We start from the raw sequence: 23,984 nt of genomic DNA, 5'->3' as shown, positions 1-23,984 counted from the left end.
GTTTCAGCGGCTCCCGGGGTTTCAGAGGCTGATGTGGTACGCCTTGCGCAGCGTCTCGTGCACGGTCCACGTCGTACGGTCGCCCTCGCGCAGCACACAGGCGTCACCCGGCCCGATCTCCAGCGTCGCGCCGCCCTCGACCGCCACGGTCGCGCGCCCGCTGACGACCACGAAGAGCTCGTTGGCCTCGGTGTCGGTGACGACGCCGGGCGTGATCTGCCAGATGCCGCGCAGCTGCTTGCCTTCGGGCGACTCCCAGAGCACCTTGCCGGTCACCACGGGCTCGCCCGAGACGATCTGCGCGGGGTCGAGCGGTTCCGGTTCGAGTTCGGCATCCGGAATGTGCACGGCGAAGGAGGCAGGAGCTTGATCAAATGTGGTCATGGCCGGTCACCTTAGCGACCGCCCGGTGGCGCCCCGGCAGCAGGATGCGCCGAGTCGCCTCCGGGCGGCCGGAAGCGAACCCGGCCGTCCGGTCCGGAGCCCGACGACCGCCCGGTCCACGGCCCGACAGCCTCCCGATCCGGAGCCCGGCGGCCCTCCGATCCGGGACCCGTCCGATCCCAGCCACACGGCTCCGCCGTCCCGGCCCGCACGTTTGAGGCGGGCGCGCCCGCGACAGGGATGTGGACATGTCATTGAACGCGTCGCACGGCGCACACCCCTGCGCCCCCGTCCTCTCCGCAGAGGTACGGGCGGCCCTCGCCACGCACCACCCCGTCGTGGCCCTGGAGTCGACGATCATCGCCCACGGTCTGCCGCGCCCCCGCAATCTGCGGGTCGCCGAGGAGCTCGAAGGGCTCGTACGGTCCGCGGGTGCGGTGCCCGCGACGATCGCCGTGCTCGACGGAAAGGCCCGCATCGGCCTGGACAAGTCCCAGTTGGAGCGGGTCGCCTGCGACACCGCGATGCGGAAGCTGGGGCACCGGGACCTCGCGCCCGCCCTGGCGGCGGGCGCGAGCGGCGCGACGACCGTGTCCGCGACGGCCTTCCTGGCCGCCCGTGCCGGACTGCGCGTCTTCGCGACCGGCGGCCTCGGCGGCGTACACCGGGAATGGACGCGGACCCAGGACGAGTCCGCCGACCTCCGGCTCCTCGCACGGACCGGCATCACCGTGGTGTGCGCCGGGGTGAAGTCGATCCTGGACGTCCCGGCAACGCTGCAACGACTGGAGACGCTGGGGATCCCGGTGCTCGGTTACGGCACCGACCGCTTCCCCGGCTTCTATCTGACCAGTTCGGGCGAGCCGGTCGACTGGACGGTGCGGACGCCCGAGGAGGTCGCGGCGGTGATGCGGGCCCAGGACGTGCTCGGCGGCCCCCGCTCCGCGCTGATCGTCGCCAACCCCGTCTCCCTGGCCGACCAGTTGGAACCCGCGCTCCACGACCGCGTGCTGGCGGAGGCCCTGGCGGAGTGTCAGGAGCGTGGCGTGGTGGGCCAGGCCGTCACACCGTTCCTGCTGGACCGGCTGATGCGGGGCACCGGGGGCGCCTCGCTCGAAGCCAATCTGGCCGCCGTGCGCGGAAACGTATCGCTGGCCGCGCGGATCTCCGGCGCGTGGACCGACGCGTCCGAGGACCCGGCGGCCGGGGCATGACCGACGGCGGCCTGCTCGTCATCGGGGACGTGGTCACGGACGTGGTGGCCCGGCACGGAACGGCGCTGGTCCACGGCACGGACACCCCGGCCCGGATCCGCACCCTGCCCGGCGGGGCGGGCGCCAACGTCGCCTGCTGGGCGGCACGTTCGGGATGTTCCGACGTACGGTTGCTGGCCAGGGTCGGCGCCGACAGCGCGGACTGGCACCGCGACGCGCTGCGGCGGGCGGGGGTGCGCTGCCTGCTGGCCGTGGACGACGACGTGCCGACCGCCACCGTCGTCGCGCTCGTCGATTCCGCGGCCGAGCGCACCTTCCTCACCGACAGCGGCGCCGTGCTCCGTCTCTCCCCCGACGACTGGTCGCCGTCGATGCTGGACGGCGTCGCCCATCTCCATCTCTCCGGCTATCTCCTCTTCGCCGCGACGAGCCGCGCGACGGCCCTGCTCGCCCTGCGGGAGGCACGGCGGCGAGGGATCCCGGTGAGCGTCGATCCGGCCTCGGCGGGCTTCCTCGCCGAGCTGGGCGTCGACCGGTTCCTGGCCGTCGTGGAGGGCGTCGATCTGCTGCTGCCCAACTCGGACGAGGCCCGACTGCTCACCGGACTGCCCGAACCGGCCGACGCCGCAGCCAAGTTGAGCCTCCAGGCGGACCGGGTGGTCGTCACGCTCGGCGAGGGCGGGGCGCTGCTCGCCACCGCGGGCGCGGTGACCCGGCGCGTCCCGGCCGTTCACGTGCGCGGGGCGGTGGACTCGACCGGGGCGGGCGACGCGTTCACCGGCGGATTCCTCGCGGCGTACCTGGCAGGGGCGGATGACGCCTCGGCCACGGCGGCGGGCTGCCGGGCGGGAGCGGAGGCGGTCACCACCGTGGGCGGCCGCCCCGACCCGCAGGACCGCGCCCCGGGCCCCTGACCACGGGGCAAACCGCCACCCCGCCCTCCCCACAACCACAACACCGAACCGTCAGGCCGTCGCTCCGCCCCATCCGGCCCAGGCCGGGTGCAGTGGGTCGTCGGCCCGTACGACCACGTCCGCGCGGTCGCCGGGCGCCGCCTCCTCCTCGTACCGCGCGAAGGCGGGCAGCGTCCAGTGCTCGGCCTGCCCGGTACGGCGCCGCAGCGCGCCCTGCGACAGCCGCAGATGGACGCTCAGGTCGAACGGGAACCAGTGCCCGAGCAGCAACGGGCCGTGCACCACCAGCACTCCGCCCTCGGGCAGCGGCCGGTACGGGCTGCGCGTGGCCCGGTCGGTCACCGGATCCCAGAGGTCGGGCAGCACCCGCCCGCTCCCCCCGGCCTCCAGCGGTCCGAAGACCTCACGCCACAGCGCGCCCGTGTCGAACCAGCTGTCGTAGTACGAATCGGGGTCCTCCTTGCCGTACTCGTACCGCAGACTCGCCGGACGCAGGAACCCTTCGGTGGACACGACCAGCACCGCCCGGCCCCGGACCCGCAACGCCTGCGCGACCCGCTCGGCCAGGTCCCCGGTACGGGCCGCCGGGGCACCGTCGACGGCGACCTTCAGCCAGGGTCCGCCGTCGGCGGGTCCGAGGGCGTCGGCACGCGCGGCGAAGGCTTCGGCCAGCCGCTCCCAGGTGATCGCTTGGAATCGCACCCGCCCATCATCGCCCCGGGTCCCGGGCTCAGTCCCGGCCGTCCCACCAGCGGGGGGCGTCCATATCGGGCTCGTCGGGGCCGACGAAGCGGAACGGGACGCCGAGCCGCTCCGCCAGCTCCCGTCCCGTCCGCGCCGCCTCGCCGGTCCCCGCCGCGCCGATCCGGAAGTCCGCCAGGGCGACGCCCTCCCACGGCCGGGCCAGCACGGCGGTCAGCACCACGATCCAGCCCCGGGTGTCACCGTCCCAGACCGCCTCGACGGCCACGGGGTCGCGGGGCAGGGCGCCGGCCGCGGCGGCCAGGGTGTCCACGTCGTGGCGGAGCGGGGGCGGCATGCGGTCCGCGAGCGCACGGTGGCGCCCGGTCAGCACGTCCATGCACAGGTGCAGGTCCGGACGGGGTTCGATGCCGCTCTCCCGCATCGCGTGGACGGCCTGGATGTCCCGGCCCACCAGGACCAGTTCGTCGACCCGCTCACGTACACCGGCGGGAAACGTCCACCACAGGAGCTGTACCAGGTGGCTCCCGGCGAGGCGCAGCACACGGTCGGCGAGCGGACTCAGGCCCGGTTCGCGGACGGCCGCCGTCTCGGCGAGACGGCAGATGTCGTCGAACCACCGCCCGGACGGGCCGTCCGGCGCTCCGGCGCGCCGGAGGCCGCGCTCCAGCAGCCCCTGGGCGTTCTGCGGCTGTCCGCGCAGTACGGCCTTGGTCGCCGCGACCGCGTTGGCCAGCGCGCTCGCGTACGGCGACCAGTCGTCACCGTGCGCCGCGGAGTGGCCCTCGCCCCGGGCGGCCGGGGACGCCGCGATCTCCAGATCCACCCGCCAGAACAGCGGAAGCCCCCGGAAGGCGGCGAAGACCAGCCGCCGCTCCCGGGAGTTCCGCGACTCCGGGTCCGTACGCAGGGAGTCCAGCGGCCGCACCGCTTCGAGCACCTCGCGGACCGAGGCGAGGCAGGCGTCGAACCGGTCGCCGGGCACGGTCCAGGCGAGGTCGATGTCGCTGTAGGCGTCCGCTGTTCCCCGGGCGAGCGAGCCGCGCAGCTCCGCCCGCGAACCGGGGCAGTGCGCGGCGAGCGCCCGCATCAGCTCCTGCGCGAACGCGGCGCGGCGTACCGGGTCGAGTTCGCCCTCACCCGTTCCGCCCCGAGGTTCCTCCCCGTTCATGGCCGCTCCCTCCCTCGCCAGAAAATGTGCCGTCCCCGGCGGGTCCGCCTTCTACGATCCCCTCATGGACCTCGAATTCGCCCGCACGTTCGCCGCCGAGTGGCTGGACGGCTGGAACTCCCATGATCTGGAACGCATTCTGACGCACTATCACGAGGACGTGACGTTCAGCTCGCCCGTCATCGCGCAGCTGACCGGCGACGCGTCCGGCACGGTGCACGGCAAGGAGGCGCTGCGGGCGTACTGGGCGACGGGGCTGGAGCGCATCCCCGAGCTGCGGTTCGAGCTGGTGGACGTCCGGGTGAGCGTCCATGCCCTGGTGATCGACTACCGCAACCAGATCGGCGGCCGGGTCAGCGAGGTGCTGGCCTTCCGCGACGGGCTGGTGATCTCCGGCTTCGGGGCGTACGGGGAGACGCTCGCCAACTGACTTCCGGCCAACCGGAATCCGACCAACTGACGTCCGGCCGGCCGCCGCCGGTGGCCTCGCGGGACGGGCGGCGGGAAGCCTTTCGGGCCGGCACCGATGTCGCGCGGGCCCAGCCACAGAGCCCCCCTCCGGACCGGATCGTCACTCGCCGCGCAGCTCGGCGGCGAGCGGCCCGTCGCCCGACACCTCTACGCGCCCGCCCGCGACGGCCTCGGCGAGGGTCAGCCCGCCCCGCGCCAGCTCCAGGCAGACCTCGACGTCGAGGGCGATACGGGCATCGGCGCGGGCGGCGGGACCATCCCCGTAGACGGCCGCCCCGCCCTCCTCGCCACCAGCACGTACATGGAACTCGCCCTCGTCCAGGTGCACTTCGACGGTCCCGGCGTGGGCCAGCCCGTCCAGCGCGCGCAGCAGCGGCAGGGCGAACCAGTGGGCCCGGACCGCGTCGGTGGGCCGCCGTTCGGCGAGCGCGGGCGCGCCCCACTCGGCGAGGGCGGCGAGTACCGGCATCAGCGCGTGGCCGCGCGCGGTCAGTTCGTAGACCGAGGCGGCGGCGGGCGGCGGAAGCCGACGGCGGGTGGCGAGGCCGCTCTGCTCCATGTCCCTGAGCCGGGAGGCGAGCACGTCCGTGCTGACGCCCGGCAGGTCGGCGTGGAGGTCGGTGTAGCGGCGCGGGCCCGCCAGCAGTTCACGGACGATCAGCAGGGTCCACCGGTCGCCCACGGAGTCGAGGGCACGTGCGGCGGCGCAGAACTGGTCGTAACTCCGGCGGCGGACCGGGCGTGTTGCGGGCTGTTGCTGACGTGGCATGCGACGCAGTCTAGACATGTTGTTGGACTTTCCAAGCCCAAGCTTGGTAAAACCAAGTATCGCAATCAGGTCGGGGAGGCCACCGCATGGAATTCCGGCAGTCCAGCAAGCTCGACGAGGTCTGTTACGAGATCCGGGGCCCGGTCATCGAGCACGCCAACGCCCTGGAGGAGGCGGGCCACAGCGTGCTCCGGCTCAACACGGGCAACCCCGCGCTCTTCGGTTTCGAGGCGCCGGAGGAGGTCGTCCAGGACATGATCCGGATGCTTCCGCAGGCCCATGGCTACACGGATTCGCGCGGCATCCTGTCCGCCCGCCGCGCGGTGGCGCAGCGCTACCAGGCGATGGGGCTGCCGGATGTCGGGGTCGACGACATCTTCCTCGGCAACGGTGTCTCCGAGCTGATCTCGATGGCCGTCCAGGCGCTGCTGGAGGACGGCGACGAGGTGCTCGTCCCGTCCCCCGACTACCCGCTGTGGACCGCGGTGGTGACCCTCGCGGGCGGCAAGCCCGTGCACTACACCTGCGACGAGGCCTCGGACTGGAACCCCGACCTCGCCGACATGGCGGCGAAGATCACCGACCGCACCAGGGCCGTCGTGATCATCAACCCGAACAATCCGACCGGCGCCGTCTACCCGCGCGAGATCCTCGACGGAATCCTCGATCTGGCGCGCAGGCACGGCCTGATGGTGTTCGCCGACGAGATCTACGACCAGATCCTGTACGACGACGCCGAGCACCACAGCGTCGCGGTCCTCGCCCCCGACCTGGTCTGCCTCACCTTCAGCGGTCTGTCGAAGACGTACCGGGTGGCGGGCTTCCGCTCCGGCTGGATGGTGGTCTCGGGCCCGCAACAGCACGCCCGCGGATATCTGGAGGGGCTGAACACGCTCGCCTCCATGCGCTTGTGCCCCAACGCGCCCGCGCAGTACGCCATCCAGGCGGCGCTCGGCGGCCGGCAGTCGATCCGGGAGCTGGTCGCGCCGGGCGGCAGGCTGCACGAGCAGCGCAACCGGGCCTGGGAGAAGCTGAACGAGATCCCGGGGGTGTCGTGCGTGAAGCCGAAGGGCGCGCTGTACGCGTTCCCGCGCATCGACCCCAAGGTGCATCACATCGTCGACGACGAGAAGTTCGTGCTGGATCTGCTGCTGCGGGAGAAGATCCAGGTGGTCCAGGGCACCGGCTTCAACTGGCCGCGGCCCGACCATTTCCGCATCCTCACGCTCCCGTACGCTGACGATCTCGACGCGGCGATCAGCCGCATCGGCCGCTTCCTGACCGGATACCGCCAGTGATCGGATGCTCCCGGTGACCTGCCCCGCCTGCCGCTTTCCCGTGCATACCCAGTTCGCCTCGGCCGAGCTCGTCGGCCCGATCGTGGAGGGCGGACTCGACCCGGCCACCGACCCGGCCTGGGCGGAGTCAGGGGCGGCCTCACCGGCCGAGTACGCGCGCTGGTCGGGCCATCTGTGCGGTATGACCTGCCTGCGCATGGCGCTCGGGGCCGGGGCCCCGTCCCTGTTCGCGCTGCGCGACGGGGCGCTCCGGTACGGCGCGTACACACAGGACGCGCAGGGGGAGATCCGGGGCCTGATCTACGCCCCCTTCGCCGAGTACGCACGCGAGGTGCACGGCGTGGACGCAACGGTGCACCGCCATCTCGCGGCACAGGAGATCCTCGGCCTGCTGGACGCCGGGCGCACGGTCATGGCCTCGGTGCACTACGGCATCCGGCACCCGGGGCGGCCGGCCCCGGGGCGGGGCGGGCACCTGGTGCTGCTGACGTCCCGTACGGCCGACGGCACGGGCGTCCACTTCCACAACCCGTCGGGCACGACGGCGGGGACCAGGGCCGCGGATCTCGCGCTGCCCGACTTCGAGCGCTTCTTCGCGGGACGCGGGGTGTCGCTGCCGACGAGCGTCTGAGCGGCGCCTCGCGGAAAACGGGAGCGGGCCCGGGGGCGTAGCCGGCCCCCGAGCCCTGAGGTGCCACCCATGCGGCACGCCGACACTTTTAAGGACCCGTGTCAGGTTGATGTCGCCGCGTCCTGCCTTTAGACGACCGCAGATCGAAGCTCTGCGGGCCGGAGTCGAACCGGCATCTCGACGCCCATGGGCACGGGCCCGTTTGATTCGGCGATGGGTGGCGAATGCTGAGTCTGGAGCAAGAGTCTGAGATTGATCGCGGTCTGCCTCTACCATTTGGGCCACCCCGGCCCGTTCGTGCGCCGGGGCGCACGGAGTGCCGGGGGGAGGACTCGAACCTCCACTGGAACCGCGTCGTCACGACAAGCTTCAGTTTCAGCTTGCGCTCCTCGCGCACCCCGGCCGCAATGAATCGGCCGGGGAATCAATGGTCGGTCACCCGAAGAGGTAACCGAATACCGCATCACCCACCCGCTGGTCCGTGACGTCCGCGCCGTTGGCCTCCTCGCGGGCGTACTTCACGGCCTGCTGGAGCTTCTCCACCCGGTCCAGCAGCTCGTTGACGCGCCGTGCGGGAAGGGCGCCGGAGAACTTCACCGTCGTCCAGTAGCCGATCGGGATGTCCTCGTAGTACACCTCGACCTGTGCCGGGTGCTTGTCGGTGGCCTCCGCCTTCACGTGGTTGCGGGGCACCTTCTTCGTACGGAGGGTCCGTACCGGCTCGGTCTTCCAGGAGTCCGTCGACGGGTCCTGGGTCCAGGCCTCGGCGGCGTCGAGCACCGGCAGCTTGCGGATGAAGGTGTTGAGGTCCGTCAGCTGCTTCTCCAGGAAGAGCAGATACGAGACCGGCACCTCGCTCACGAGCACCCGCCCGTCGACCTTGACATCCGCGCGGGCCGAGCAGTTGGCCCAGTCCTTCGTGGCGGTCACATCGAAGAGCCGGGTCAGGGTCGCCGCGGTCTCCCGCAGCACGTCCTCGGCCTTGATCTGCACCAGCGTCGACTCGGGCGGCAGCTGTTCGCCCTCCTCGTCCTTCGGCTGGTACGTCCGGGAGATCCCGGCGAGCAGGCCGGTCTTCTGGAGGCCGTGATGCGCCGCCGTCAGGTCCTGGTGAGCCTTGGACTTGACGCCCTTCTCCACTGCGATGATCTGATTGAGTTTCGCCACGTCGAGGAAGCTAGCAACGCCGCATCCATCAGAACAAACGCTTTTCCCACAGTCAGTTGGCCGAATTACCGAGGGGCCGTTGCCCGGATGACCGGACGGGGATCATCGGCCGGTAGTCCGGACGGGGATCATTCGCCGGGAGTCCGGGCGGGCAGGGCCGCGGTGAGGTCGACCTCGACGAGTTGTCCGGTGAATCCGAGCCGTGCGACTCCGAGGAGCGTGCTCGCGGTGGTGAACGCGGGCCCGATGACCGAGCCGGTCAGCCGGCGCCAGGCGGCCCCCAGGATCGCGACATCGTCGCTGACCACGTAGATCACCGAGCGGACGACCCGTTCCGGTCCGGCGTCCACGGCCGCCAGAGCGACGAGGGCGTTGGCCGCGACCTGGTCGATCTGGGCATCGAGGTCGCCCGGACCCACCAGGGTGCCGGAGCGGTCGAGTGGGCACTGCCCGGCCAGATAGGCGGTCCGGCCCGCCTCCACGACGGTGATGTGGTGGTAGCCGGGGGTGGGGTGCGACTTCTCCGGGTCGATCCGGCTGATGTCCGCGGTCATGAAGGCGAGTCTGGCGGCCGGGGCCCCGGGGTGCGACGGGAATTCCGGCAACGCCCCGGACCGACCGTACGGGTGGTTTCCCTCGGATGCCCATGTCCTTGCCGCTGTCCGGCGGGGGCCGCTTGTCACAGTGAGGCCGCGCATCAGCACCACCGGCCCGCAGGCTCCCCGCTCGCGCACGGACTCCGCCCTCGCGGGCTCTCCCCCGCCCGCGTCCGCACATCACCGGCCCACCGCCTCCCCCAGGCACCGAACGAAGGTATCCGCCGTGCCCCGTTTCCTCCCCATCACCGCCCCGAAGCGCCCCACCAGTACGAAGAAGCGCACCGCGCTCACCGCGACGACCGCCGCCCTGGCCGTGCTGGCCGTGGGAACGCCCGTCGCGTACGCCACACTCGGCGACGAGGCCCCGGCGGCCTCGCGGTCCACGGCGCGGGCCGCCGCCTCACGCGGGAAGGACTACATCGAGACCCGGCTCCTCTTCGGCACGGAACGCCCGGACGGTGGACCCGCAGTGACGGATCGTCAATTCCTGGCCTTCGTCGACGAGGAGGTGACACCGCGCTTCCCGAACGGACTGAACATCCAGGACGGCCGGGGACAGTGGCGCGACTCCCAAGGTGTCATCGGACGGGAGCGCAGCTACGAACTGACCCTGCTCTACCCCGCGTCCGAGGCCCGTGTGCGCGACACCCAGGTCGAGCGGATCCGCGACGCCTACGAGAAGGCCTACGCCCAGGACTCGGTGGCCCGGATCGAGGAGCGCACGACCGCCGACTTCTGATGCCCGTCCGCAGACCGCCGGTCACCGGTCGTCGGTCGTCAGCGTCCGGCGAACGGCGACCGCGCGGGTGTCTCCGTCGCCCGGTCGGGTACTGTGCCGCCGCCGGGTACGGGACCGGTCACGGGGCCGGTACACGAGGCCGGACGGACGCACGGAACGGGGAACGATCCACATGGGCACGCCAGTACGTCACTTCACGGCCACGACACCGGACGGCCAGGTGTTCACGGTCAATATCGAGCGGGACTTCCGGTTCGACCCGTACCGCGACTCCCTCGTCTGTACCCACTGCGACTGGTCGCCGTCACTGCTGACCATGAAGAAGATCGTCGACATGGCCGGGGAGCATCTGGCATCGGCGCACGGTGCCGACCGGGGCCTGTCCCAGCAGGACAACGAGGGGTTCCGCAAAGCACGGCTGATCATGCTGCCGTTCGTCGCCGTGTTGCTGATCGCTCTCTTCGTCTATCTGCAGAACTCCTGAGAGCAGGCCGGCACCGGTGCCGGCCTGATTCAGCCCCCGCTGAGTGCCATGAGCGCGTTCACCGGGTCGGTGTCCGGGGTGGCGCGGGGCCACCAGTCGTCCTCGCCCGGCTCGGACTCGTAGCCGTACCAGCGCCCGTCGTGGCCGAAGCGGAGCTGGAGCGTGCCGCTGGGGTGTGTGAGGTGGTTGCGCCGGGGCTGGAAGCGGGGGAAGCCGGCGGCGAAGAGCGCGGGGCGGGCCCGGTCGAACGGGCCGGCCGGGGGGTCCCAGGGAGTTTCCAGGACGGCCAGCCCTCCGGCGCCGCCCTGGCGCCAGGCCGCGACCGCTCGGGCCAGGTCGGTGGTGGTGCGACCGGTGGCGTAGGCCAGCTCGCGGTAGAGGGCGCGGGTGGTGGCGGTGAGCCCGGCGGTGGGGCGGGACGCGGCCAGACGGACCGCGTCCTGCCAGGGGGTGAGTCCGGCGAGCGGGTCGGTGCCGGTGGTGAGGAGCGCGTGGGCGCGGGCCGCCGCATCCGTGGCGAGGTGGTCGAGGGCGAGCGGGTCGCGTGCCCCGGGCAGGCTCGGGTACGAGGGTGGCTGCGCGGGATGCGGCAGCACCGGCAGCGGGGCGGGGAGCGGCGGGAGATAGCGGCCGGCGAGGGCTTCGCGGGCCGGTACGGAGGGGGCCGCGGGGGCCGCGGGGCGTTCCCGGGCGGAGTGGGCGGCGTTGCGGCGGCCCAGCTCTTCGAGGAGTTCTCGTTCGCCCCGGCCGCGCAGCAGCAGCAGGACGAACGGGTCGGTGTCCAGAAGCCGCGCCATCTGGTAGCAGAGCGCGGCCACGTGCTTGCAGGGCCAGCCGTGGTCCGGGCAGGAGCAGCCGGGGTCGAGGTCCCCCGCGGCGGGCAGCAGCCCGATGCCGGCCTCGGCCGCCGTGTCGGCCAGCGAGTGCGGCATCTCCTTGGTGAGCAGCGCGGCGAGGTGGCCGGGCCGCGCCGCGACCGCGTCGAGAAAGGTGTCCCAGTCGGGGTCGGCGAGGGTCCGCAGCCGCAGTTCGCAGCGGTAGGGGCGGGGGCGGCTGCCGTGGACGTAGGCGACGACCCGTCCGGGGGTGACGGTGATCGCGGCGACCTTTCCGCTGTCGGCGTACGTACGGCCCCGGGAGAGCCGGCCCTCGTCCATCGAGAGGGATTCCAGGGCGGCCACCCAGGCACGGCCCCACCAGCTGTCCGCGAAGGGTTCGTCGCCGACGGAGGTGCGGGGCGGTACGGCCTCGAAGGTGCGGCGCAGGTCGTCGGGGCCGGGGCGCGGGCGGGCGGCGGGACGGGGGTCGTGGCCGGGGTGCGGGCGGGGGCTCATGCCGGCCTCCGGAGCGAGACGAGATCGGCCAGATCGCGGACGCTGAGCTCGGTCAGCGCGGTCTCACCGGTCCCGAGGACCGTGTCGGCCAGGGCCCGCTTCGCCTCCAGCAGCTCGCCGATCCGGTCCTCGACGGTGCCTTCCGCGATCAATCGGTGCACCTGCACGGGCTGTGTCTGGCCGATGCGGTACGCCCGGTCCGTGGCCTGTTCCTCGACGGCCGGGTTCCACCAGCGGTCGTAGTGGATGACATGGGCGGCCCTGGTGAGATTGAGTCCGGTGCCCGCGGCCTTGAGGGAGAGCAGGAAGACCGGGACCTCGCCGGACTGGAAGCGGTCCACCATCCGTTCCCGCTCGGCGACCGGCGTTCCGCCGTGCAGCAGCTGGGAGGGGACGGCCCGCGAGGCGAGGTGGGCGGAGAGCAGCCTGGCCATGGTCACGTACTGGGTGAAGATGAGGACGGAGCCGTCCTCGGCGAGGATCGTGTCGAGGAGTTCGTCGAGCAGGGCGAGCTTTCCGGAACGGCCGACGAGGCGGGTCGGCTCCTCCTTCAGATACTGCGCGGGGTGGTTGCAGATCTGCTTGAGCGAGGCCAGCAGCTTCATGATCAGGCCGCGCCGGGCGATGCCCTCGGACGCCTCGATGAACGTCATCGTCTCGCGGACCGCCGCCTCGTACAGCGTGACCTGCTCGCGGGTGAGGAAGACGGGGTGGTCGGTCTCCGTCTTGGGCGGCAGTTCGGGGGCGATGCCCGGGTCGGACTTCTTGCGGCGCAGGAGGAAGGGCCGGACCAGGCGGGAGAGCCGTTCGACCGCTTCGTCGTTGGCGAGCCCGGCGGCCGTACCGGTGTTCTCGACGATACGGGCGTGCCGGGCCCGGAACGCCTTGAGGGGGCCGAGCAGTCCGGGGGTGGTCCAGTCGAGCAGGGCCCAGAGCTCGGAGAGGTTGTTCTCCACCGGGGTGCCGGTGAGGGCGACTCTGGCCGGGGCCGGGATGGTGCGCAGCGCCTTCGCCGTGGAGGACTGGGGGTTCTTCACGTGCTGGGCCTCGTCCGCGACGATCAGTCCCCAGCCGTGGCCCGCCAGTTGCGCCGCGCTGGAACGCATCGTGCCGTAGGTGGTGAGGACGAAGCCGCCGTCGGGTTCGGCGAGTGTGCGGTCGGTGCCGTGGAAGCGGCGCACGGGGACACCGGGGGCGAAGCGGTTGATCTCCCGGTGCCAGTTGCCCAGGAGGGAGGCGGGGCAGATCACCAGAGTGGGCGCGGGGTGGGCGCGGTGCAGATGGAGGGCGATGAGGGTGATCGTCTTACCCAGGCCCATGTCGTCGGCGAGGCAGCCGCCCAGGCCGAGCGAGGTCATCCGGTCCAGCCAGGCCAGGCCGCGGAGCTGGTAGTCGCGGAGCGTGGCGTCGAGGCCGGGCGGCGGGGCGATCGTGGTGTGCTCGGCGGTGATGCGCTCACGGAGTGCGGCCAGCGCGCCGATGGGCACGGCCTCGACCTGCTCGCCGTCGACCTCGGCGGTGCCGGTCAGGGCGACGGCGAGGGCGTCGACCGGATCGAGCAGACCGAGCTCCCGCTTGCGTGCCTTGCGGACGAGCGCGGGGTCGACCACGACCCACTGGTCACGCAGGCGCACCACCGGCCGGTGGGCCTCCGCGAGGAGGTCCATCTCCGCCTCGGTGAGCCGGTCGTCGCCCAGCGACAGCTGCCAGTTGAAGGCGAAGAGCTGCTCGGCGTCGAAGAACGAGGTGCCGTCGGTGGCCGAACCGGGCGCGGGCCGCACGACGGCGGAGGCGGTGAGCGAGCGGACGAGCTCCCTGGGCCAGTGGACACTCACCCCGGCCGCCGCCAGCCGGGCTCCGGCGTCGCCGAGCAGCTCGTACAGCTCGTCCTCGGTCAGGGCGAGCACATCGGGCACCGGCTGGTCCAGCAGCCGCTCCAGCGGCGCCCAGACGCGGGCGGCGCGGCGCAGGGCGAGCACGGCGTCGATCCTGGCCCGCGGGCCGAACGGCTCGCCCGCCCCGCCGTTCCACAGCGTGGCGGCGTCGGTGACATAGGTCGGATCGGCGAGGCTGTGCACCTGGGTGATGGCCGCGGCGGCGTGTCGGGCGGCGCCCGGGGTGCGGCCGCCGGGGCCGCCGGGCACGGTGAATTCGGCACCGTCAAGGCCGGGAGCGTCGGCGCCGTCGGAACCGGGGGCTCCGGAGGTGTCGACCGTATCGGCCGTATCGAAGAGCTCGTACGCCGACAGGTCGAGGCGCAGCGACACGCGGACGCCCGCGTCGAGCCCGGACGCCACCTCGACCGCCCATTCGCGGGCTCCCGGCAGATGCTGGGCCTCGCGGGCCGCGAAGGGTGCCCCCATCGCATACGCCGCTGCGGGCGTGCGGGGCAGGGTGTCGGCGACCGCGTCGAGGAACGATCCGAGCAGCCACTCGGGGTCGGGGAGGCGGAGCGGTGTGCGGTCCGGCAGCGGGACGGCGTGGCCCTCGGCCGGCATGGCGGCGGCGATGGCCCGGAGGTGGGCGATGTCCTCGGCGTCGCGCGGCCCTGCCCGCCAGGCGTCGTGGTCGTCCCCCGTCAGACCGGGGAGCAGCCTGCCGCGCGCCGCCAGGCCGAGCGCCTGGAGCGCGGCGGCGCCCCAGCACCGCGCGGCGGGGTGGGCGGACTCCTGGTGCCGGGCGCGCACCAGCAGCGGCAGCGCGTCGGCGACGGGCAGCAGAACCGCGGGGACCGTACGTCGGCGCACCCCGTCCCCCTGGCCGTGCCGGCCGACGACGGTGATCTCGGCCGTACGCGCGCCGGGGGCGGGACTTGCCGGGTCCGCCGGGTGTCCGCAGACCTCGCCGGGCTCCGGGAGCGGGCCGCCGTCGGGATCCCAGAAGGCGACGCTCCCCTCCCTCGGCAGCGCTGCGGGCAGGAACACGGCGGCACAGCGCAGAAGACGGGCGGCGGAGGCGTCCTGCCGGTGTGGTGCCGTGGTCATCGGTCCCGCTCCCCTCCCGCCCTGATCCTCGTGATCGCCTTGTTCCTCATGACTCCTGCGAGTCTAGGCGGGGGGTCTGACAACCGGTCGCGCGGCTGCATTTCAGCAGGTCAGGCACGATATGGAACGCCTCGGTCCGGGCTTGCCGGGCCGAGGCGGGGAACGCCGGACGGACGGTCCGGTTCAGTGCTTGGCCAGCGGCTTCGCACTCGGGCGGGAGGGCCGCACCGGAGCAGCGGCCGGGGGCGCGGGCATGGGCGCGGGTGCCGCCGCCGTCTGCTGCGACGGAGCCGGTGCCGGGCGCCGGGCCGGTCCGGGGCGCGGCCGTGGTGCGGGGCGGGGCGCCTGCGCGTGGAGCTGCTGCGTCGACTGCTGCGCCCGGACCGCCTGCGGCGGCTCCGCCGCCTGCTGCCGCACGGACTGCTGCTGTGCGGGCTGCTGCACGGGCTCCTGCGGTACGGGCCGCTGCCCGAGCTGCTGCTGTTGTACGGGCTGCTGCGCCCGCTCCAGGAAGCGGAGCAGCTCCACCGGGAACGGCAGCACCAGCGTGGAGTTCTTCTCCGCCGCGACCGCCACCACCGTCTGCAACAGACGCAGCTGGAGCGCGGCCGGCTGGGAGGACATCTCCTTCGCCGCCTCGGCGAGCTTCTTCGACGCCTGGAGTTCGGCGTCCGCGTTGATGACCCGGGCACGCCGCTCACGGTCGGCCTCGGCCTGGCGGGCCATGGAGCGCTTCATCGTCTCCGGCAGCGACACGTCCTTGATCTCCACCCGGTCGATCTGCACGCCCCAACCCACCGCGGGGCTGTCGATCATCAGCTCAAGGCCCTGGTTCAGCTTCTCGCGGTTGGACAGCAGATCGTCCAGATCGCTCTTGCCGATGATCGACCGCAGCGAGGTCTGCGCCATCTGCGACACCGCGAACCGGTAGTCCTCCACCTGGATCACGGCACTCGCCGCGTCGACGACCTTGAAGTAGATGACCGCGTCCACCCGCACCGTCACGTTGTCCCGGGTGATCCCGTCCTGGGCCGGGACCGGCATCGTCACGATCTGCATGTTGACCTTGCGCAGCCGCTCGACGCCCGGGAGCACCATGGTGAAGCCGGGCCCCCGTACGTCGTTGCGGAGCCTGCCGAGCCGCAGCACGACGCCCCGCTCGTACTGCTTGACGACCTTGGCCGCCGCCGCCGTGTACAGCGCGCATGCCGCCACCGCCGCCACTATCGCGATCACGAGCTCCTGGACCATGGTGGCCCCCTGAAAGCCGGAAACTGCCTGGGTCTTCCTGTGGCGAATGAATCACTCGCCCCTACCACGATATGCCCGATATGAACAGATATGAACACGGCCCGGTCTCCCGGCGCCCGGGGCCTCCCCCGCCCGGCCGCGCACCGGATGCCGGGGCGCCGGGGAGCGGGCAGGGTGACCAGCGTCAGCACGTACTCCGTACGTACTCCGCGGCCCGCCCGGCACCGGTGCCGGTGCGACGGGCCCGACGAGACACCGGACGAGACAGACGAGGACCCGCCCATGCCCGTGATCGCCCACCGACGCCGCCTCGGCATCGCAGCCGGGACCGCGCTCCTGACCCTCACCGTCGCCGGCTGCTCCGGCCTCGGCCGGACCGCGGTCGGGCCGGTCATCTACACGACGGAGCGGGACGCCGTGATCACGGTCCAGAGCCCGCCCGTGAAGGGCTGCCACCGGCTCGCCCCCGCGGGCGCCAAGGAGGTGAACAACGGCACCCTGGTCGACATCATCCTGTACCGCACCCCCGACTGCACCGGTCCGGGCACGACGTACCTCGCGAGGTCGTTCACCGATGTCAACGCGGGCTCCGCCCTGCCCTGGCGCAGCTTCAGCACGGTCCACTGACCGGGCGGAGCGCCCCCGGCCGCTCACCGGAGCACGGCGCGCGTCCAGGTGCCGTCATCCGCCCGACCGCGCAGCCGTCGGGCGTGATCGCCCCGGGCCCCGTCCCCCGGACAACCCTCACGCACCAGTTGTCCGCTCACGCACGGCCGGACGAACGGCCGTTGACGGCGGTTCCGGACGCGAATTCCTCCGGCCGCCGGTCGCCGTTGCGCGTTCACACCGAGCGACGGGCCACCAGTGCCGCGCTGATGTGCTGGAGATCGGCCGGGCGGGCCGGGGAGAGGCCGGTCAGCCGGTCGATGCGGCGAATGCGGTAGTCGACGGTGTTGGGGTGGATGTGCAGCGCGGCCGCGGTGGCCCGCCGGTCCAGGCCCAGTTCGAGATAGGTCTCCAGGGTGCGCAGCAGCTCCGGCTTCACCTCCAGCGGCCTCAGCAGCTGCGCCAGCCCGTGCAGGGCCTCGCTGGGCCGGCTGAGCTGGTACTCCAGCAGGACATCGGCCAGCCGGTAGAGGCCGGGAGGCCGTCCGGTACGGGCGACCAGATCGACGATCTCGGCGTTACGGGCCACGGCGGCCGGTACCGCCTCCGGTTCCGCGGTCTCCGCGGCGGCCGTGATGGGCACACCGGCCGCACGGGCCGCCTCCTCGATCAGCGCGCACAGACCGCCCGGCCCGTGCCACGGCGGCGGTGGCTCGGCGGCGGGCAGCAGCACCGTGCCGCCGGAGGCGTCGAGGGCGGTGAGCGCCGGCGTACCGGCGAAGTGGTCGAGCGCCGTGCGGACGCGGCGGATCTTGCGCCGGGCCGCGATGCCCGAGCCCGGCCCCGGTGACTGGCCGAGTTCGTCGGGGTGCGGGGCCAGCGCGAGCGTCATGGTCAGATAGCGGGCGGCGGGGCGCAGTCCGGTGCGGTGGGTGAAGCGGTCCAGGGGTTCGCCGGTCAGCAGGGCGGCCATCAGGGCGTGCCGGCCGCCGTGTTCCTGGCTGTCGAGGATCTGCCGGGCCTCCAGGTAGGCGCTGCTGACGGCGGACGTCAGCTGCTGCTGGAGGACCATGATGCGGTCCATGATCTCCAGGACGGTGGGGAGATCGCCGGGCAGCGCCCCCTCGGCGGTCTCCTGCCAGCACATCGCCGTGCCGACCTGGTAGGCGGTGAGGATGGCGTCCAGCGGCACACCCTCCTCGGCGCGCTGGGCCGCCGAGTCGCGCTGCTGCGCGAGTTCGGCGTCCGTGGCGGGGCGGCGGTGCTCGACGACGTCCGCGAAGAGCCGCAGATTGTGCTGGACGATGTCGGCGATGTCGCCGGAGATCTCCTCGTGCGGCAGATCGGCGTAGACCGGCAGATCAGCCAGGAGCCGGGCGACGACACGGCCGGTCAGGGCGGGGACCCGGGCGCGCAGATACGCGGCCGCCGGACGCCCGCCGATGGTCAGCGGCCGGCCCTCCGGCCCCGCCGGGACACCGTGCTCCCCCGTGCTGACGAGCGGCCGCTTGTCACGCGTCACAAGGTCCCCCGCGGAAGTCTGCGTTACCCACCAGTTAAACGACGGCACTTGAGTCTGCATGATGACCGGCGTCACACGCCATCCCACGTCCCGCCCCCCACCGTCGGAGGATTCCGTGAACCTGCCGCAGCACAAGGGTTTCTGTCGATCCGTCAGGACCATCGTGGGCGCGCTCGCCCTGACCGGTCTGGCGGTGGGAACCGGCGCGGTTCCGGCATCCGCCGCCACCGAGGACGGCGCCACCTCCTATGTCGCGCTCGGCGACTCCATGGCCTCCGGGCCGCTCATCCCGGACATCACCGGGCCGGTGGCCTGCGGCCGCTCGACACACAACTACGCCCACGAACTCGCCTCGCGCCTCGGCGCGTCACTGCGCGACGTCACCTGCAGCGGCGCCGCGTCCAAGCACATGACCGAGAAGCAGTCGCTGTCGCTGCTGGACATCCCGATGGGTTCGGCACCGCCCCAGTTCGACGCGCTGCGCCCGGACACCGACCTGGTGACGCTGACCATCGGCGGCAACGACACCGGCCTGGTCGGCATCGCGCAGAAGTGCACCACCCTCGACCCGAACGCCACCCCGTGCAAGGAGAAGTACAACGAGGGCGGCGTGGACCAGGTGGGTCAGCGCATCGCCGAGTTCGCGCCGAAGCTGGGCGTCGTACTGGACTCGATCCACCAGCGTTCGCCGCACGCCCGGGTGATCGTCACGGGGTACGGGCTGTACATCAAGCCCGGCGGCTGCTGGCCGCTCCAGCCGGTCCTCCCTGTGGACGCCGACTTCCTCCAGGGCAGCGTCGACCGGATGAACACGGTGATCGCCGAGCAGAGCGCCGCGCACGGCGCCGAGTACATCGATCTCGCCACGCCCAGCAAGGGCCACGACTCCTGCCAGGCCCCGTCGGACAAGTGGGTCGAGGGCTACGTGCCGACCGCGGCCGCCGCCCCGCTGCACCCCAACCGGAACGGTGAGGAGAACTACGCCGCCCTCATCGGTGCCCACCTCCAGGGGAGCTGACCGGAGGTGCGACACCGCCTGCTGCGCGGGCTGACGGCGGCGGCGCTCTGCGCCGCCGCCGTGCTCGTCCCGGACTCCCCCGCGGCGCGGGCCGCCGGGGAGTCCGGGTCCGGCTGCGACCCGCTGGCCCCCGCCGAGTGCCTGCTGCCGTTCCCGAACGACTGGTACACCCGGCCCGACCCGGCCACCGACACCGGCCGCCGGGTGTCCTTCGGCGCCACCACGCTGCCGCACGCCGCGACCGGCCGCCCCGTCGACCCGACGGCCTGGAACCGGTCCGACGGCTTCTCCCCCGGCTCGACGCTGATCGCGCACGTCCCCGGCCTCGACCCGGCGGCGACCGGCACCGCCCCGCTCACCGACATCGGCCGCTCCCTCGCCCCGGACGCCCCCGTCGTACTGCTGGACACCCGGACCGGGGAGCGGTGGCCGTACTGGGCCGAGGCGGACGCCAACGCCACCGACCCCGCGCGCCGGGCCCTGCTGATCCACCCCGCACGCAACCTCCGCGACGGCCACCACTACGCCGTCGCCCTGAGACACCTCAAGGACGGCGCGGGGCACCCGATCCCGGCCGCCACGCCGTTCGCCGCCGTCGCCGGGAAACCGCTGCCCGCCGGAGATCCGCTGCACACCCGGCAGCAACGGCTGCGCCCGGCCCTCAGGGCCCTGCACCGGGCCGGAGTGCGGTCCGAAGGGCTGTACCTCGCCTGGGACTTCACCGTCGCGAGCACCCGCAGCCTCACCGGCGACCTCCGCACCGTCCGCGACGACGCGTTCCGTCGGCTCGGCGGCCGTTCGCCCGCGTTCGCCGTCACCGGTGTCACCGACTTCACGGCCGACCAGGACCCCCGGATCGCCCGGGAGGTGACCGGCCGGATCAGCGTGCCCGGCTATCTGGACCTGCCGGGCGGCCCGCCCGGCTCCGTACTGCACCGCGGCCCCGACGGCCTGCCGCGACGGCTCCCGCAGAGCACCCAGAGCGCCATGTTCCGCTGCGAGATACCGCGCTCCGCCTTCCGCGCCCCCTCGCACCCCGCCCTCTACGGGCACGGCCTCCTCGGCCGCCGCTCCGAGGTCGGCGCGGGCAACGTCAAGGCGATGGCGGCGGAGCACGACTTCACGTTCTGCGCGACGGACTGGATCGGGATGGCCGAGGAGGACATCCCCGTGGTGCTCGGCGTCCTCGCCGACCCGAACCTCTTCCCCGCCGTTCCGGAACGCACCGAACAGGGCATGCTGAACGCCCTCTTCCTCGCCCGCGCCCTGATCCACACCGACGGACTGACCACCGACGCGGCCTTCCGCGACGCGCACGGCCGCCCGCTCGTCGACATCCGGCACGGCATCGGCTACGACGGGAACAGCCAGGGCGGCATCCTCGGCGGCGCCCTGGTCGCCGCCTCGCCCGACATCCGGCGCGGCGTCCTCGGCGTCACCGGCATGAACTACGGCCTGCTCCTCAACCGCAGCGTCGACTTCGCACCGTTCCAGCAGGTCCTGGACGCCGCCTACCCGGACAAGCTGCGCCAGCAGATCGTCCTCCAGCTGTTCCAGATGGTGTGGGACCGGGGCGAGACCGACGCGTACGCCAACCACCTCACCGACCGCCACCAGGTACTGATGCACATCGCGTACGGGGACCACCAGGTCGCCAACGCGGCGGCCGAGGTGGAGGCACGCACCATCGGCGCCCGGCTGATCACCCCCGCGCTCGCCCCGGGCCGCAGCCCGGACACCGTCCCGTACTGGGGCATCGGGACCGTCGCCGCCGGACAACTGCCGTACCGGGGCTCCGCGATGACCGTGTGGGACAGCGGCACACCCACCCCGCCGCTCACCAACACCCCGCCCGCCGGGCCGCAGTACGGCCACGACCCGCACGCGGACCCCCGCAACTCGTCGGCCGCTCGTCAGCAGAAGGCCACCTTCCTGACCACCGGCCGTGTCATCAATGTCTGCGGCACCACGCCGTGCACCGCCGCACCCACCTCCTGACACCCCCCACACCCCGACAGGGACGCAGACAAGGAGCACCATGCGCACGCACCGCATCACCCAGGCAGCCGTCGCGGCCGTCCTGCTCGCCGGTACGGTCCTCGTCCCGCCCGCCCTCGCCGCCACCCCCTCCGGCGCACCGGCGGCGAGCACCGGGGCCGTACGGGCCGCCGCCGTGCCGTTCACCGCGGCCACCGCCCGGCGCTCCGCCGACGGCGGCTACACGCTCTCCTGGTCCTCCGCCGCCGGATCGGTGACCGTCACCGCCGTCACCTCCCCCGACGCCACCACCGGCACCCCGGTGGGCACCGCCCCCGGCACCGGCTCGCTGACCGTCCCCGCCGGAACCCTCGCCGAGGCGGGGCGCTGGTACTTCCGGCTGGTACCGGACAGCGGCTCCCCGCTCGTCGTCGCCGAACGCTCGCTCGGGATCGACTCCGCCCGCAACTTCCGGGACATCGGTGGCTACCGCACCACCGACGGGCGCTGGGTACGCCCCGGTCTGGTCTACCGCTCCAACAAGCTCAACAGCCTCACCGACGCCGAGCAGCAGCGCCTCCTCTCCCAGCACCTCACCCTCGACGTGGACCTGCGCAACGCGGTGGAGCGGCACGACGACCCGGACCGGGTGCCCGCCGGGGTGACGTACCAGGTCGCCGACGTGGTGTCGCTCAACCACGGCATCCGCTTCCACGACTCGGCGCTGATGACACTGGCCGAGGCCATCGCGGCCGGACTGTTCTCCGGCTCGTCCGACCTCGGCCAGTCCATCGGCTACCCGTTCATGGTCAACTTCGTGGGCGCCGACTACGCCTTCCGCGACCTGGTCACGGCCGTCGCGACCAACGACTCCGGCGCGACGGTCTACCACTGCAGTTCGGGCAAGGACCGCACCGGCTGGAGCACGGCCGTCCTGCTCACCCTGCTCGGCGTCCCGCGCGAGACCGTCGAGGCGGACTTCCTCGCCAGCAACGACTACCTGGGCAACCCGAAGGCCGTCGAACTGAGCTGGCTGCGCGCGGCGTTCGACGAGGTGGACCACCTGTACGGCGACTTCGGCACCTACGTACGCGAAGGTCTCAGGCTCGACGACGCGACGGTGGCGGCGCTGCGCACCAAGCTGCTCACCGGCTGACGCATCGACCGACGCACCGACCGACGCACTGTCACCATCCGGCGTACTGACCAGAGATGCCCCCGTCGCCCGGCGACGGGCCGCCGTCCGTCAGTACGCCGGGTAGCGGTCGGCCGGCCAGCCGACCGCGTGCTCGAACTCCACGCACAGATCGTCGGCCACCTCGGTGATCACGGCCCGGCCCTCGGTCGCCACCAGCCAGGACGGCGGAAGGCGCACATCGCCGTGGCGGGCGCCGAGCAGATTGCCGCAGACCGCCCCCGTGGAGTCGCTGTCGCCCGAGTGGTTGACCGAGAGCAGCAGTGACCGGGCCACCTGATCGGCGCCGGGCAGCACGAGGGCGCAGTACACGGCGATCGCGAGGGCCTCCTCGGCGACCCAGCCCGCGCCCAGCGTCTCCACCTTCTCGCCGGTCGGCGCGCCCTGTGCGGCCAGGTCGACGGCGGCCCGCAGCGCCGCCGTCGTCTCCTCGTGGCCCGGGTGGCGGCGCAGCAGCTCCATCGCCCGCAGGACGGCGCCCTCCGTCGAGTCGCCCTCCAGGAGGTACGCGACGATCGCGGCGAAGGCCCCGGCCGCGTACGCGCCGGTGGGGTGACCGTGGGTGATCTGCGCGCACCAGTAGGCGAGCCGGAAGCCCTCCTCGGCGTCCTGCGCCACCAGCCCGAAGGGGGCGGACCGCATCACCGTGCCGCACCCCTTGGACCCGGTGTTGACGGGCCCGGGGTCACCGAGCCGGCCGGTCGGTTCGGGAACGTGGCCGGTCGCGAGCCCGGTCAGGCAGGCGTTTCCGGGGGCCCGGCGTGCGTACAGCCAGGGCTGTTGCCTGAGCCAGCCGGTACGCACCGGGTTGTCGCCGCCGCGGGCCGGCGGCGCGGGGTGGTTCTGGGTGTCCAGCCAGCGCAGATAGGCGTTCCGTACGATCCGGGTTCCGGCGCCGCCGTCCTCGGTGCCACCGCCCTTCGACGCCGCCCGGGAATGGGCCCTGATCAGCCCTTCGGCCGTGAACAGGGTCATCTGCGTATCGTCCGTGACCCGTCCGACGACCCCCTCGTCGTCCGGGAGGAGTCCCTGTACGCCGTGCTCACCGTGCGCACGGCGGATACCGGCCAGGGACAGGAATTCCACCGGATTTCCCAGCGCGTCCCCGATCGCCCCGCCCAGCAAAGAGCCCCGGACCCGCGACCTGCGGCCTGTGCGGTCCTCCCACGATGCGCCGTTCACGCACGATCCCCTCGATCCGATGTCCACATGTCCCAAAACGCCGTCGTGGGTCCATCCTGGTAGGAGAGGCGATCGCCATGCGTACCGGCAATGAACCGACGACTGCCCGCAGTCCTTTGCGGCTGCGGTTCTGGCTGAGTCTATGGGGGCTGGTCTGGGCCGTCTTCGGCGTGGTCGCCTTCACGATGACCGGCCGGCCCGGCTGGGCCGCCGCATGCGGCCTGCTGCTCCTGCTGGTCCTGGTGGACCTGGCGGTGATCGTCCACCACATCCACCAGGGACCGCACTACCAGCCCGGCCGCAACATCCCACCGTACGAACCCGACCACGGCGGGCGCGGCAGGTACGGGCACTGACCCCGGGCCGGGGGCG

At 72.8% G+C, this 23,984-nt stretch carries 23 protein-coding genes and 1 pseudogene; 12 read left to right on the top strand and 12 right to left on the bottom strand.

From position 1 onward, the window contains the following. Positions 1-21 precede the first annotated feature (21 nt). Complete coding sequence (locus GA0115234_RS05170) at positions 22-384, bottom strand: cupin domain-containing protein (protein WP_093539648.1); 363 nt, start codon at positions 382-384, stop codon at positions 22-24. Between the two features lie 248 nt (positions 385-632). Here GA0115234_RS05170 and GA0115234_RS05165 point away from each other — a divergent pair, with 248 nt between their 5' ends. Both GA0115234_RS05165 and GA0115234_RS05160 read left to right on the top strand, forming a co-directional pair. Continuing rightward, entirely contained in the window at positions 633-1,598 is a 966-nt protein-coding gene (locus tag GA0115234_RS05165) for a pseudouridine-5'-phosphate glycosidase (RefSeq protein WP_093539647.1), read from the top strand. Further along, positions 1,595-2,512 carry a carbohydrate kinase family protein gene (locus GA0115234_RS05160; protein ID WP_093539793.1) on the top strand — a complete coding sequence of 306 codons (918 nt, stop codon included), beginning with the start codon at positions 1,595-1,597 and terminating at the stop codon, positions 2,510-2,512. Before GA0115234_RS05165 ends, GA0115234_RS05160 begins: the two co-directional genes overlap by 4 nt. 51 nt (positions 2,513-2,563) lie before the next feature. Here GA0115234_RS05160 and GA0115234_RS05155 read toward each other — a convergent pair whose 3' ends face one another. Together GA0115234_RS05155 and GA0115234_RS42220 are read right to left on the bottom strand one after the other, a co-directional pair. After that, positions 2,564-3,214, bottom strand: a complete 651-nt coding sequence (locus tag GA0115234_RS05155) for a uridine kinase (protein WP_093539646.1) — start codon at positions 3,212-3,214, stop codon at positions 2,564-2,566. Between the two features lie 28 nt (positions 3,215-3,242). Continuing rightward, positions 3,243-4,385, bottom strand: a complete 1,143-nt coding sequence (locus tag GA0115234_RS42220; protein WP_176729078.1) for a nucleotidyltransferase domain-containing protein — start codon at positions 4,383-4,385, stop codon at positions 3,243-3,245. Between the two features lie 64 nt (positions 4,386-4,449). Between GA0115234_RS42220 and GA0115234_RS05145 the strand changes: the two genes are divergently transcribed. Beyond that, a complete protein-coding gene (locus GA0115234_RS05145) occupies positions 4,450-4,815 on the top strand; it encodes a nuclear transport factor 2 family protein (RefSeq protein ID WP_093539645.1) in 366 nt (121 codons plus the stop codon). 141 nt (positions 4,816-4,956) lie between these two features. Here GA0115234_RS05145 and GA0115234_RS05140 read toward each other — a convergent pair whose 3' ends face one another. Beyond that, positions 4,957-5,625: a winged helix-turn-helix transcriptional regulator gene (locus GA0115234_RS05140; protein ID WP_093539644.1), complete on the bottom strand. Its 669-nt coding sequence runs from the start codon at positions 5,623-5,625 to the stop codon at positions 4,957-4,959. Positions 5,626-5,711: 86 nt separating this feature from the next. On the opposite strand from GA0115234_RS05140, the gene GA0115234_RS05135 reads away from it, so the two are divergent. Together GA0115234_RS05135 and GA0115234_RS05130 are read left to right on the top strand one after the other, a co-directional pair. Beyond that, on the top strand, positions 5,712-6,923 hold the full coding sequence (locus GA0115234_RS05135; RefSeq protein ID WP_093539643.1) for a pyridoxal phosphate-dependent aminotransferase: 1,212 nt from the start codon (positions 5,712-5,714) through the stop codon (positions 6,921-6,923). 13 nt (positions 6,924-6,936) lie between these two features. Further along, a complete protein-coding gene (locus tag GA0115234_RS05130) occupies positions 6,937-7,554 on the top strand; it encodes a peptidase (RefSeq protein ID WP_093539792.1) in 618 nt (205 codons plus the stop codon). Between the two features lie 317 nt (positions 7,555-7,871). Here the strand turns inward: GA0115234_RS05130 and GA0115234_RS42215 are convergent. The 3 genes and pseudogenes from GA0115234_RS42215 to GA0115234_RS05120 form a co-directional block, all read right to left on the bottom strand. Further along, positions 7,872-7,957, bottom strand: a pseudogene (locus GA0115234_RS42215). Positions 7,958-7,989: 32 nt separating this feature from the next. After that, positions 7,990-8,721, bottom strand: a complete 732-nt coding sequence (locus GA0115234_RS05125; RefSeq protein ID WP_093539642.1) for a DUF7873 family protein — start codon at positions 8,719-8,721, stop codon at positions 7,990-7,992. 128 nt (positions 8,722-8,849) lie between these two features. Then, positions 8,850-9,275, bottom strand: coding sequence for a RidA family protein (locus GA0115234_RS05120; RefSeq protein WP_093539791.1), 426 nt, complete (start codon positions 9,273-9,275; stop codon positions 8,850-8,852). A gap of 268 nt (positions 9,276-9,543) precedes the next feature. Between GA0115234_RS05120 and GA0115234_RS05115 the strand changes: the two genes are divergently transcribed. Together GA0115234_RS05115 and GA0115234_RS05110 are read left to right on the top strand one after the other, a co-directional pair. Beyond that, a complete protein-coding gene (locus tag GA0115234_RS05115; RefSeq protein ID WP_093539641.1) occupies positions 9,544-10,059 on the top strand; it encodes a DUF3574 domain-containing protein in 516 nt (171 codons plus the stop codon). Positions 10,060-10,231: 172 nt separating this feature from the next. Next, on the top strand, positions 10,232-10,543 hold the full coding sequence (locus GA0115234_RS05110) for a hypothetical protein (RefSeq protein WP_093539640.1): 312 nt from the start codon (positions 10,232-10,234) through the stop codon (positions 10,541-10,543). A 29-nt stretch (positions 10,544-10,572) separates the two neighbouring features. Here the strand turns inward: GA0115234_RS05110 and GA0115234_RS05105 are convergent, their stop codons facing one another. The 3 genes from GA0115234_RS05105 to GA0115234_RS05095 form a co-directional block, all read right to left on the bottom strand. Continuing rightward, positions 10,573-11,877, bottom strand: a complete 1,305-nt coding sequence (locus tag GA0115234_RS05105; RefSeq protein WP_093539639.1) for an SWIM zinc finger family protein — start codon at positions 11,875-11,877, stop codon at positions 10,573-10,575. Then, complete coding sequence (locus tag GA0115234_RS05100; protein WP_093539638.1) at positions 11,874-14,861, bottom strand: DEAD/DEAH box helicase; 2,988 nt, start codon at positions 14,859-14,861, stop codon at positions 11,874-11,876. The genes GA0115234_RS05105 and GA0115234_RS05100 overlap by 4 nt, the downstream gene beginning before the upstream one ends. A gap of 183 nt (positions 14,862-15,044) precedes the next feature. Next, positions 15,045-16,112: a slipin family protein gene (locus tag GA0115234_RS05095; protein ID WP_093539637.1), complete on the bottom strand. Its 1,068-nt coding sequence runs from the start codon at positions 16,110-16,112 to the stop codon at positions 15,045-15,047. 282 nt (positions 16,113-16,394) lie between these two features. Between GA0115234_RS05095 and GA0115234_RS05090 the strand changes: the two genes are divergently transcribed. After that, complete coding sequence (locus tag GA0115234_RS05090; RefSeq protein ID WP_093539636.1) at positions 16,395-16,739, top strand: hypothetical protein; 345 nt, start codon at positions 16,395-16,397, stop codon at positions 16,737-16,739. Positions 16,740-16,953: 214 nt separating this feature from the next. Here GA0115234_RS05090 and GA0115234_RS05085 read toward each other — a convergent pair whose 3' ends face one another. After that, complete coding sequence (locus tag GA0115234_RS05085; RefSeq protein WP_093539790.1) at positions 16,954-18,168, bottom strand: PucR family transcriptional regulator; 1,215 nt, start codon at positions 18,166-18,168, stop codon at positions 16,954-16,956. Positions 18,169-18,355: 187 nt separating this feature from the next. Here GA0115234_RS05085 and GA0115234_RS05080 point away from each other — a divergent pair, with 187 nt between their 5' ends. Genes GA0115234_RS05080 through GA0115234_RS05070 form a run of 3 tightly spaced genes read left to right on the top strand, consistent with a single transcriptional unit; the run spans position 18,356 to position 22,391 of the window. Next, complete coding sequence (locus GA0115234_RS05080) at positions 18,356-19,258, top strand: SGNH/GDSL hydrolase family protein (protein ID WP_093539789.1); 903 nt, start codon at positions 18,356-18,358, stop codon at positions 19,256-19,258. A gap of 6 nt (positions 19,259-19,264) precedes the next feature. Then, entirely contained in the window at positions 19,265-21,256 is a 1,992-nt protein-coding gene (locus GA0115234_RS05075) for a hypothetical protein (protein ID WP_093539635.1), read from the top strand. A gap of 40 nt (positions 21,257-21,296) precedes the next feature. Continuing rightward, positions 21,297-22,391: a tyrosine-protein phosphatase gene (locus tag GA0115234_RS05070; protein ID WP_093539634.1), complete on the top strand. Its 1,095-nt coding sequence runs from the start codon at positions 21,297-21,299 to the stop codon at positions 22,389-22,391. Between the two features lie 90 nt (positions 22,392-22,481). On the opposite strand, the gene GA0115234_RS05065 is transcribed toward GA0115234_RS05070, so the two are convergent. Then, positions 22,482-23,612 (bottom strand): ADP-ribosylglycohydrolase family protein, encoded by a 1,131-nt coding sequence (locus GA0115234_RS05065; RefSeq protein ID WP_176729077.1) that lies wholly within the window; start codon positions 23,610-23,612, stop codon positions 22,482-22,484. Between GA0115234_RS05065 and GA0115234_RS05060 the strand changes: the two genes are divergently transcribed. Next, positions 23,600-23,968, top strand: a complete 369-nt coding sequence (locus tag GA0115234_RS05060; protein ID WP_343335932.1) for a DUF6343 family protein — start codon at positions 23,600-23,602, stop codon at positions 23,966-23,968. The two genes, GA0115234_RS05065 and GA0115234_RS05060, sit on opposite strands and share 13 nt — an antisense overlap. Positions 23,969-23,984 lie beyond the last annotated feature (16 nt).

Source organism: Streptomyces sp. DvalAA-43 (assembly GCF_900091725.1).
In the GTDB taxonomy this organism is placed as follows: Bacteria; Actinomycetota; Actinomycetes; order Streptomycetales; family Streptomycetaceae; genus Streptomyces; species Streptomyces pulveraceus.
This window is presented reverse-complemented; position numbering and strand designations above follow the sequence as displayed.